The 11,158-nt window shown below is 36.0% G+C and carries 9 protein-coding genes; 4 read left to right on the top strand and 5 right to left on the bottom strand.

Annotation, left to right across the window (positions count from 1 at the left end):
• Positions 1 to 1,016: 1,016 nt before the first annotated feature.
• The 3 genes from AC13DP_RS02960 to AC13DP_RS02950 all read right to left on the bottom strand — a co-directional run bounded on the left by AC13DP_RS02960 (position 1,017) and on the right by AC13DP_RS02950 (position 5,819).
• Complete coding sequence (locus tag AC13DP_RS02960; protein ID WP_483067290.1) at positions 1,017 to 3,536, bottom strand: M14 family zinc carboxypeptidase; 2,520 nt, start codon at positions 3,534 to 3,536, stop codon at positions 1,017 to 1,019.
• Positions 3,537 to 3,607: 71 nt separating this feature from the next.
• Entirely contained in the window at positions 3,608 to 3,985 is a 378-nt protein-coding gene (locus AC13DP_RS02955) for a PUR family DNA/RNA-binding protein (RefSeq protein ID WP_041578664.1), read from the bottom strand.
• 76 nt (positions 3,986 to 4,061) lie between these two features.
• On the bottom strand, positions 4,062 to 5,819 hold the full coding sequence (locus tag AC13DP_RS02950) for an ABC transporter ATP-binding protein (protein ID WP_272957981.1): 1,758 nt from the start codon (positions 5,817 to 5,819) through the stop codon (positions 4,062 to 4,064).
• 136 nt (positions 5,820 to 5,955) lie between these two features.
• On the opposite strand from AC13DP_RS02950, the gene AC13DP_RS02945 reads away from it, so the two are divergent.
• From AC13DP_RS02945 to yajC, 4 genes are all read left to right on the top strand, one after another.
• A complete protein-coding gene (locus AC13DP_RS02945) occupies positions 5,956 to 7,059 on the top strand; it encodes a Glu/Leu/Phe/Val family dehydrogenase (RefSeq protein ID WP_228251518.1) in 1,104 nt (367 codons plus the stop codon).
• 84 nt (positions 7,060 to 7,143) lie between these two features.
• A complete protein-coding gene (locus AC13DP_RS02940) occupies positions 7,144 to 8,088 on the top strand; it encodes a transcription antitermination protein NusB (protein WP_041578665.1) in 945 nt (314 codons plus the stop codon).
• A gap of 43 nt (positions 8,089 to 8,131) precedes the next feature.
• Complete coding sequence (locus AC13DP_RS02935) at positions 8,132 to 8,596, top strand: DUF1573 domain-containing protein (protein WP_013070359.1); 465 nt, start codon at positions 8,132 to 8,134, stop codon at positions 8,594 to 8,596.
• Between the two features lie 21 nt (positions 8,597 to 8,617).
• A complete protein-coding gene (gene yajC, locus AC13DP_RS02930) occupies positions 8,618 to 8,941 on the top strand; it encodes a preprotein translocase subunit YajC (RefSeq protein WP_041578666.1) in 324 nt (107 codons plus the stop codon).
• A 293-nt stretch (positions 8,942 to 9,234) separates the two neighbouring features.
• On the opposite strand, the gene AC13DP_RS02925 is transcribed toward yajC, so the two are convergent.
• Both AC13DP_RS02925 and pepT read right to left on the bottom strand, forming a co-directional pair.
• Positions 9,235 to 9,828: a YdeI/OmpD-associated family protein gene (locus AC13DP_RS02925; RefSeq protein ID WP_347407105.1), complete on the bottom strand. Its 594-nt coding sequence runs from the start codon at positions 9,826 to 9,828 to the stop codon at positions 9,235 to 9,237.
• Between the two features lie 63 nt (positions 9,829 to 9,891).
• Positions 9,892 to 11,124 carry a peptidase T gene (pepT, locus tag AC13DP_RS02920; protein ID WP_483067289.1) on the bottom strand — a complete coding sequence of 411 codons (1,233 nt, stop codon included), beginning with the start codon at positions 11,122 to 11,124 and terminating at the stop codon, positions 9,892 to 9,894.
• Between the last annotated feature and the right edge of the window lie 34 nt (positions 11,125 to 11,158).

Raw genomic sequence — 11,158 nt, 5'->3', positions numbered from 1 at the left:
CTTTAAGAAAGATTGTTTTAAATAAAACCCAAAATTTACTCGATAAGCGAAAGCTTAAGCAGCCGCTGTTGAGTTCAAAGTTTAAAAGTTCAAGGTTTAAAGTTGTTTTTTTCTATCTTCATTTTCACATCAACAAATTTTCTTGTTCCCAGAATCAAGACTCCGTCATCTATTTTCTCTTTTCTAGATTCTTTCACGCTTTGGCTTCGATACAATCGCTCCTTTGTCGCAATCACTCAGCCGCCGTTGAGTCCAAGTACAAAAGTTCAAGGTTTAAAGTGTTGTTTTCCTATCTTCATTTTCACATCAACAAATTTTCTTTTTTCCAGAATCAAGACTCCGTCATCTATTTTCTCTTCTCTCTTTTCTAGCTTCTTTCACGCTTTGGCTTCGATACAATCGCTCCTTTGTCACAATCACTCAGCCGCTGTTGAGTTCAAAGTTTAAAAGTTCAAGGTTTAAAGTGTTGTTTTCCTATCTTCATTTTCACATCAACAAATTTTCTTGTTTCCAGAATCAAAACTCCGTCATCTATTTTCTCTTTTCTAGATTCTTTCACGCTTTGGCTTCGATACAATCGCTCCTTTGTCGCAATCACTCAGTCGCTGTTGAGTTCAAAGTTTAAAAGTTCAAGGTTTAAAGTGTTGTTTTCCTAGCTTCATTTTCACATCAACAAATTTTCTTGTTTTCAGAATCAAGACTCCATCATCTATTTTCTCTTCTCTCTTTTCTAACTTCTTTCATGCTTTGGCTTCGATACAATCGCTCCTTTGTCGCAATCACTCAGCCGCCGTTGAGTCCAAGTTTAAAAGTTCAAGGTTTAAAGTGTTGTTTTCCTAGCTTCATTTTCACATCAATAAATTTTCTTGTTTCCAGAATCCAGGTCTGTTTTCAGGATACAGTTTGTTGCCATTCAACATTCAGCATTTAAAATTCAAAATCTCTCCTGATTCCTGACTCCTAAATTTCTTTTTTCTAATGTCTTACCGCGTAGCGATCTAACTTCTAACTTCCTATCACATGTGATCGCCGAAGAATATAGCATTCATCAATAATTTATTGGTGCCATACCAGAATGCTCTAAAGTTGGTGTTGTCTGTAAAGTAAATTACCTGTCCTTTGCCAAAACCATTTGTTTTAAAAGGGACCGTATTTTTTATCTCTTCGTTTTTTTCTTCACTTATATAACCACTTAACAAAGGATCGTTGGTGTATTGAATGGGATTGTTAAAGCTCTGTTCGTCAGCTTCAACAAAAATAGTGGTATTTCTAAAAAGCGCTAAATGGTCATTTTTATATCCAAAGTTAATAGGATGAGAGCGGTCTAATTTTGTTTCAAAAATTGCCCCGCCAATACCTTGGGCTCCGTAAAAATCACTGCGCTGCTCAAAACTAATATTTTTAGCTTTTATTGGATTGTTTTTGGTTTTAATGTCTAGTAAATTATTGGTACTTAGGTAACGTGAAGCATTTCTATATGCAATTAAAGTGCCTCCGTTTCTAATCCATGTTTTAAGTTTTTCAGTATCATTTTTATCCAGAGCAGTTCCCCAGTTGTTTACTAAAATAATATCGGTGTATCGGCTAAGATCGGCACGTCCAAAGTTACGGGTATTTAGTTTGGTTACTTTAATATCATAGCGTTGATCAAACAAGTGCCAAATTTCACCGGCATCATATGGGGTAATACCTTCGCCAACTAAAAGAGCGATTTCCTGATTCTCTATCGGAAGGAAAAAGCGACTCCCCAGATTGATCCCTGAAGTTAAGCCGGTATCTACCGCATCGATCGTAATATTAGCCGTTTCAGCAACATTTTGTAGAAAATCGAAAAGTTCTTCTTTGTTTAGTTTTTGATTCTGAACGGGAATCATGATACTGCCGTAGTCATATTGTTTTGTTTTAGTACCAAATCTTTGCATAGCAACTCGCGCCCTTAATCCTTTATTAAGGATCATGTTTAAGGCTTTTGGTGCATTATAATCATGCCACTCCATTACATAGGCATAAGAGCTTTTTTCCATGGCAGGAACTTGTGGTTGCTCCAGTACCTCAATCATTTCTCCGGCATGATCTAAAGAAGCATTCTCCGTATAATCTAAATTAAAAGCCAGAGGAAATGTCCAGGCAGAGATATCATAAAATAAACTATCTTCAAAACTTGTTCTTTTTTCAAACATAGCTTCTACCAGTTGGTGTTGTCTCTGGTTTTTTGGGATGATATATGCTGAACCTGGTTTGTATGTTTTTCCGTCTTTACTAAATTCTTTTGTTACAGGGTGAATTTTAATTTGGTGTCTTTTCATAATCTCAGCCAAATGATAAGCTGTGGTGGCATCTTTGGTATTTCCAAAAGCCCAGGCGCCTTTACCGGCAGAACTCCTGGCGTTATTATAGAAATCGCGTTGGTAATTCAACAATTTCACTCGCATGTTTTTTGCAGCTTCTAAAGTAGAGAGAGCGGCGGTAAATTGATTTCTTATAGTGAATGGAAAAGTTAATAAGCCATTATCGGTTTCTTGTGCATGCCCGCGAGAACTCGCCTGTTCAAATAAAATCCCGATGCTTCCATTGATATCGGGGAAGGTAGATCCTTTTCCATAATAAAAGTCATCATAGCTTTCTTCTGTAAAATAAAAGCTTCCCAATTTATCAAAAGCGGCTGCATGATATTTCCCGATCTCTTGTGTTAATTCTTGATTTAGGTTTGGTGTTAGAGGATGGGTTCTGGAAGGAATGCCAGGTTGAAAGAAAAAAGAAGAATTAGAACCCATTTCATGGTGATCTGTAAGAATGTTTGGATACCATTTATGGAAGGTTTTAATTCTGGCCTGTGATTCCGGTAATTGTGCCGGCAGCCAGTCACGGTTAAGATCAAACCAATAGTGGTTGGTACGACCGCCCGGCCAAACTTCGTCATACTCCCGATCTTGTGGATCTGCATTAATATTGGCACTACGATTGGTATTTGCCCAATAGGCAAAACGTTGTAATCCATCTGGGTTGAAAGAGGGATCAAATAGAATAATGGTATGGTTTAGTAAATCTTCAATTTCATCACCTTCGGCAGCTGCTAAATAATAGGCGGCAATAAGTGCAGCATTAGAACCACTGGGTTCGTTACCATGTATAGAAAACCCCTGGTTTACTACGATGGGCATCTCTTTGGTATTAAGATTGGCAGCGCCATCTTCAACTAAAGCTTTATGATCCTGCCGGATCTTGTCGATATTTTGAATGTTTTTTTCTGAAGAGATCGTTAGTAATAAAAGTGGTCGTCCTTCGTAGGAGGTGCCGCGGTTTTCTATACTAATACGTGGGGAAACTTCAGCAAGTTTGGTCATATAGTTCACCAATCGATCATGGCTTACATGCCATTGTCCCGGCAAAAAGCCAATAATGTCCTGTGGTTTTGGAATGTCAGCATTATAGCTAATGGTTTTTGGTAAATAGTAATCGAGGCTTAAAGTATCGAAATCCTGTGCCTGAAAACCCATTGATGAAATTAGAAAAAAGAGGGTGAGAAATTTCTTCATAATTTAAAGTTGAGGTATAAAACAAAAAACGCCCCGGATTAGGGGGCGGTTAACAATGTAAGTGTAATTTTTTAGATATCGTCAAAGCTAACATCAGTAAAATTTTCTGGGGCAGTTTTGGCTTCTACTGCACCGGTACCTTCATAGGAAGGTTTAAAATCTTTTTGGTGACGCTCACTTATTACCTCTTCTCCTTTTTCATCAAGAATAAAATCGGTCATTTCCTGAAGAATCTCTGTAAAACCGGCAAAATCTTCTTTATAAAGGTAGATTTTGTGTTTTTTGTAATAGAAAGATCCATCGTCATTGGTGAATTTCTTGCTTTCTGTGATGGTAAGGTAGTAGTCGTTGGCACGCGTCGCTCTCACATCAAAGAAATAAGTTCTTCTTCCTGCTCTTAGTACTTTAGAGAATATTTCTTCTTTCTCCATCAATCCCTTGTCGCTCATAAAATATAATTCTTTAAATGGTTTAGTAAAGTTGCTTTCAAAAATCTAAAAAAAATTAACATCTTACAAGAAATTTTCACATTTCTTTTTCATTTAACTGTTTTGCGTACAGTTCTTTATAATATCCGTCTATTTTAATTAATTTTTCGTGAGTGCCCTGTTGTACGATATTTCCGTCTTCGAGAATAATTATCTTATCTGCATTTTTTGCAGAAGAAATTCGATGACTTACAATAATAGTTGTCTTATCCCTTGATATTTTGAAAAGATTGCTAAGAATAGCTTCTTCTGTTTCGGTATCTACTGCGGAAAGGCAATCGTCGAAAAGCAGAATTTGTGGATTTTGGATAATCGCTCTTGCGATAGAAACCCTTTGTTTCTGTCCTCCAGATAAAGTAATCCCTCGTTCCCCTAATACCGTATCGTAACCTTTGCTAAAGTTTTTGATGTTTTGATGTACAGAGGCTGTTTTCGCAGCTTCGATTACATCTTCATCGGTAGCATTGTCTTTCCCAAATTTAATATTGTTTCTAATCGAATCACTAAATAAAAATGCATCCTGGGGCACGTATCCAATATTACGTCTTAAATTATCAAGATTTAGGTTTTTTACGTTTATACCATCAACTTCAATCGATCCTTCTTCGACATCATATAATCGCCCAATGAGATCCAGAACAGTAGATTTTCCGGATCCTGTTTTACCAATAATCGCCAGAGTTTCTCCCTGATTTACTTCAAAAGATATATTTTTTAGAGCCGTAATATTGGTGTCTTCATAAGTAAAAGTCACATTTTTAAAATTGACTTTACCTTTAATAATATCAGTGGTTTCTTTATGATTTTTAATTTCTGGTTCGCTATCCAGAAACTCATTAATTCGTTCCTGGGAAGCTTCGGCCTGCTTAACCAAAGAAGTTACCCACCCAATTGAAGCTACCGGCCAGGTAAGCATATTTACATACAATAAAAATTCTACAATGATACCAAGGTTATCAATCTGCCCGGTGATATATTGTCGACCGCCTACATAAATCACAAGAACGTTGCTTATCCCAATAAGGAGAACCATAAGAGGAAAGAAAAAAGCCTGTACTTTTACCAGATCGATATTTTTATCTCTGCTGGTATTAGAAAGATCGGTAAAATTATTATCGGTTTGCTGTTCTAAACTGTAGGATTTTATCACAGCGATTCCGCTAAAACTTTCCTGAGTGAAGGTGTTGAGTTTTGATAAATATTGCTGAACTACGGTACTGCGTTTTTGAATGGCGACACTTAATTTATAAATCGCAAATGATAGAATGGGCAGCGGAATTACGGTGTATAGCGTAAGGACAGGGGCGGCCTGGATCATAAAGATCAATACTACTATTGTTGAAGTAAGCGTGGTTACCGTATACATAATGGCAGGCCCCAAGTACATTCTTACCTTACTAACATCTTCACTAATACGGTTCATTAAATCCCCCGTGCGATTTTTTTTATAAAAGTTAAGGGATAATTCCTGATAGTGTTTGTAAACTACATTTTTTAAATCGTATTCAATATGACGAGAAACTACAATAAAAGTTTGTCGCATAAGAAAGGTGAAAAATGCAGAAATCAGAGTGGTACCTACCAGTAATAAAATGTTTTTTAATAATTCTGCTTTTAGGGAATCGTAGCCGGTAATTTCTCCATTTATATATTGCTCTATAGCATCTGTAGAGTTTCCTACCAATGGAATGAAATATAGACCAAAAATCCTGGAAATAATCGTTACGACCAGCCCTAGAATAAGTTTCCATTTATATTTTAAAAAGAATTTATTGAGTGTTCTTAAATGTTTCATCCTTAAAATTGATCTCTTATTTTAAGAATATGTTATTTTTGCCACAATTCCATGGTGTAAAATTAAAATATTCTTATTTTTGCGCCGTCATTTTTAGGATATTTAAAAATGACATTAATTTAAAAACCCGCAAATTATGCAAGTTGATGTTTTAAATGCTAAAGAACTTAAAAAAGCTGCACCGGTATTTGGACAGCTTTCGTTCGATAATCATGAACAGGTTGTTTTTTGTAACGACAAAGATACAGGATTAAAAGCAATAATAGGTATTCACAACACAGTTTTGGGACCGGCTTTAGGTGGTACCAGAATGTGGAATTATACCAGTGAATGGGAAGCATTAAATGATGTATTACGTTTATCTCGTGGGATGACGTTTAAAAGTGCGATTACCGGTTTAAACCTTGGTGGTGGTAAGGCTGTTATTATAGGTGACGCGAAAACCCAAAAAACTCCAGAGCTAATGATGAAGTTTGGAGAGTATGTAGATTCTTTGGGTGGAAAATACATTACCGCAGAAGATGTAGGGATGGAAACTGCAGATATGGATCTGGTAAGAGATGTAACGCCATATGTAACCGGGATATCTGAAGAAAGAGGAGGATCAGGAAATCCTTCACCTGTTACTGCCTACGGTGTGTTTATGGGAATAAAGGCAGCTGCGAAATATCAATTTGGTACAGATGAGTTAGAAGGACGCTCGGTATTGGTACAGGGTATTGGTCATGTAGGAGAGACCTTAGTGGAATACTTAATAAGTGATGGAGCTAAAGTTTATATAAGTGATATTAGCGAAGAGCGTTTACAGGAAGTGAGCAAGAAATATGGTGCGATTATTTTTGATGAAGCCGATGTTTATAGTGCACATGTAGATATTTATGCTCCCTGTGCTTTAGGAGCTACAATTAATGATGATACCGTAAACCGTCTTAATTGTAAAGTTATTGCAGGTGCCGCAAATAATCAATTGTCAGACGAGGTAAGACACGGACAAATTTTACGTGAACGTGGAATTGTTTATGCTCCCGATTTCTTAATTAACGCCGGAGGAATTATAAATGTATATGCTGAATTAGAGAAATACAGCAGACAAGAGATTATGTCTAAGACTCAGAATATTTATAATACCACACTGCAAATCCTTGAAACTGCGGCTAAAGAAGACATGACAACACATTTTGCTGCACTTAAAATTGCAAGGCAAAGAATAGAAGATAGAAAAAAATCAAGTTTGAAGTAGCCAGAATCAAAATATTGGTATTTTTGCAGGGCGAAAGAATAATCTTTCGCCCTTTTTAAATTCTAAAAAAGTTCTTTTACAATTATGTTGACAAGAAGACATATTCGAGTTAAGGTGATGCAATCCTTATATGCATTCAACCAAAGTGAAAATGACAATCTTGCAAGCGAGGAGAAATTCTTGCTAAAAAGCATGGAAGAGATGTATGATCTTTTTGTGCTTCAGCTAAGTTTGTTAACCGAAATTAAAGCGCATGCCGAAACTTTTTTAGAACGTTCCCAACAAAAACATCTCGCCACACAGGAAGATAAAGATCCAAATAGGAAATTTGTTCAAAATGCGGTTTTTGAAATTTTAGAACAAAATACTCAATTAGAGCAAATTATCGACGATCGTAAACTTAATCACTGGAAGTTTGATGATGAGTACGTGGCGATCTTATGGAACGAGATTAAAGAAAGTAATGCGTTTGCCGATTATATGGAAACGAGAGATAACTCGTTTAAAGAAGATAAAGATTTTGTTCTTGCTATATTTAAAAAAGTAATTGCTCCAAACGATAAGATTTACGATTACTTTGAAGATAAAAAATTAACATGGTTGGATGATCTTCCTTTAGTGAATACCGCGGTAGTAAAAATGCTGCAGAAATTAAAGCAAACTGCAACCCCGGAAGATAAACTTCCAAAGCTGTTTAAATCTATAGATGATAAGGAATTTGCGGTCAACCTTTTTAGAAAAACCTATCTGAAAGATGGTAAACTTTCTAACGAAATGCAGGGAAAAACACCAAACTGGGATAAAGACAGAATTGCAGAGATTGATACGGTGCTTTTAAAAATGGCGATTTGTGAGTTTTTAGAATTCCCTTCTATTCCGGTGAAAGTAACTATAAATGAATATCTTGAGATTAGTAAAGAATATAGTACCCCAAAAAGTAGTATTTTTATAAATGGAATTCTGGATAAGCTTTCTAAAGAGTACAAAACCGACGGGAAATTAAATAAAATAGGGCGTGGCCTTATGTAGTCTAGATTTTTTCTTAATTTTAAACCTCAAATTTATACACATTATGAAAAAAGGAATTTTATTAATAGCAGCAGTGGGAACGATGTTCTTCACTTCTTGTAAAGACGCTGGTAACAGTGCCTCAGAAAAGGTGAAAGCTGAAAACGTAGATGCGGCAGCAGCACGTGACTCTAAAGCAACGGTATATCCAGAGCTAAGTTTCGATGAAACCGAATTCGATTTTGGGAATATCCCACAAGGTGAACCGGTAGAGCATGTATTTACTTTTACAAATACGGGCAGAGCGCCATTAGTAATAACCAATGCCAAGAGTACATGTGGATGTACTGTGCCAGAATATCATAAAAACGAATCTATCCAACCCGGTGAAACAGGGGAGATGCTTGTAAAATACAATGGTTCTGGTAGAGGACAGGTTCAAAAAACAGTAACAATTTCTGCAAATACTGAAAACGGGCAAGAGCAAATTAAAATTAAAGCTTTTGTAGAGGCAGATAAAGCAAGCTAAAAGCTAGAATTAAATTTATATATGGATCAAATACAACAGTTTCTTCCCTTAATCTTAATGTTCGCGGTTGTGTATTTTTTTATGATACGCCCGCAAATGAAAAAGGCTAAACAGGAGAAAAACTTTATTTCTGAATTAAAAAAAGGAGATCGAATTGTTACCAAAAGTGGTATGCATGGTAAAATTATCGATTTTAGTGAGAAAAACAACGCGGTAGTTATTGAAACCGGTGCTGGGAAAATCACTTTCGATAAATCTTCAATTTCTCTTGAAATGAGTCAAAAGCTTAACGAACCGGCAAAACCGGTTAAGGAAGAGAAAAAATTAAAAGAAGAGAAAAAATAATTTACTCTTTTAAATAATAAAAAATCCCTTCAGTATTCTATTCCTGGAGGGATTTTTTTATATCAAATTCTCTGTATTCGGGATAAATTTTTCGGTTACTTTTTGTTGAAATATTTTATCACCGGTTAATTTTTCGGCATAGTTAGCCGTCCCTTTTGAGGAGTAGAAAAATCACATAATCTCCTGTTTCATTAATTTGTGACAGAAAACTCCTTCTATTGGTTTGATAACAAATCTTATGGAATCTTTGTACAGATTCGACAGTGTTATGTAGAGGGAGATTTATAAAATCATTAGCAATTTTTATACTTATCATGTAATCCAACTCCTTTTTTTATCATGGGGATTATTTTTTCCAGTCGGTTTATACGCGTTGCCTCACGTTTAGCATCATTAATATAATCGGCATATTCTCTTTGTTTGCCAGAAGTTAATTGGCAGTAAGATTCATCTAAGTCAGCATCCTTTTTAAGTGCAGCTCTTAGTTCAGACGGAATGATCAATTCTTGTTTTCTGGAGGCTTTTATCGTTTTCCCCAGTTTTTGATTTTCGATCGCTTCTAAAACATACCGAAGTAAAACTTCGGTATTAATTTCATCACCTTTTTCAAAACGTATTTGCCGTAGCGATTTTGTCTTTCCTTCTTGAACATTCAAAAGTAGATCCGTATTTTGCTTAAGTAAGGCGCCGTTAAAGAACCATAATGCAATATGATTTTTAAATGCAGCCAGTCCGGCAACATTTTTATCTTTTAAAGTATAGGTTGGCGCTCCCCATTTTATGGTTTCTTCTAGTTTAGTATCCTGAAGCATTTGCCTAATTTGCTTCAATTCAGTTTGCCAGTATTTGTGAATCTCAATGTATTCGTCTACATCTTTTACCGCCATAGCTCTATAGTTTCTTTAGAAAACAAGATTACAAAATGCCCATTCTTGTTTTCTAAATAATTATTACCTGGCATTAAGTTCGGCAATTTTTATGATAACTTCAGTAGCTTTAACCATACTTTCTAAAGGTACATATTCGTATTTTCCATGAAAATTATGTCCGCCGGCAAAAATATTAGGGCAGGGGAGTCCCATAAAACTAAGTTGAGAGCCATCAGTTCCTCCCCGAATGGGTTTAATGATAGGTTTAACTTTTACCGCTTCCATCGCTTCTTTAGCCAGTTCAACAATATGCATAATGGGTTCTATTTTTTCGCGCATGTTGCGATATTGATCTTTTATTTCAACCGTTACGCATTCGCTTTCGTATTGCTTACAAATCTCTACTCCAAGATCCTGAATCATTTTTTTACGAGCTTCAAAATGCTTTTTATCATGATCCCGAATAATGTATTGTAGTATGGTTTCTTCCACATCACCGTTGATATTACTTAAGTGGAAAAAACCCTGTCGACCTTCAGTATGTTCTGGAGTTTCTAATCGAGGTAATGAGTTGATAAAATCCTGAGCGATGTACATGCTGTTTACCATTTTGTCTTTAGCATAACCTGGGTGTACACTTTTGCCGCTTACCGTAACTTTTGCGCTGGCAGCATTAAAATTTTCATATTCCAATTCTCCAATTTGGCTACCATCCATAGTGTAAGCCCAATCAGCTCCAAATTTCGAAACATCAAACTTATGCGCACCGCGACCAATTTCCTCATCGGGAGTAAAGCAAACTTTTAAGGTCCCATGTTTAATTTCGGGATGTTCTAAAAGATATTTCATGGCCGTCATGATTTCAGTGATTCCCGCTTTGTCGTCGGCGCCTAAAAGGCTGTTGCCATCGGTAGTGATAATGGTCTGCCCTTTATACTGTTTTAGATCATCGAAATATTCCGAAGAAAGTATAATATTTTTTTCTGCGTTGAGTACGATATCACCCCCATCGTAATTTTCGATAATCTGTGGCTTGATATTAGTACCATTAAAATCCGGTGAAGTATCAAAATGAGAAACAAATCCAATAACGGGTGTGTCTTTATTGATATTTGATGGTAGGGTTGCCATGACATAAGCATTTTCGTCGATGCTCACCTCCTGCATTCCCATTCCTTCTAATTCTTTGGTCAATTTATTGGCAAGAATCCACTGTTTTTCAGTACTGGGCGTAGTTTCACTTTCAGGGTTGCTTTGGGTATCGATACTTATATAGCTTATAAATCGATCTAAAACTTCTTGTTTATTGATCATGTTAATTGGTGTTAGTTGTCTAGATTTGGTTGAT

The sequence above is a fragment of the Zunongwangia sp. L-65 genome (assembly GCF_056859415.1).
This window is presented reverse-complemented; position numbering and strand designations above follow the sequence as displayed.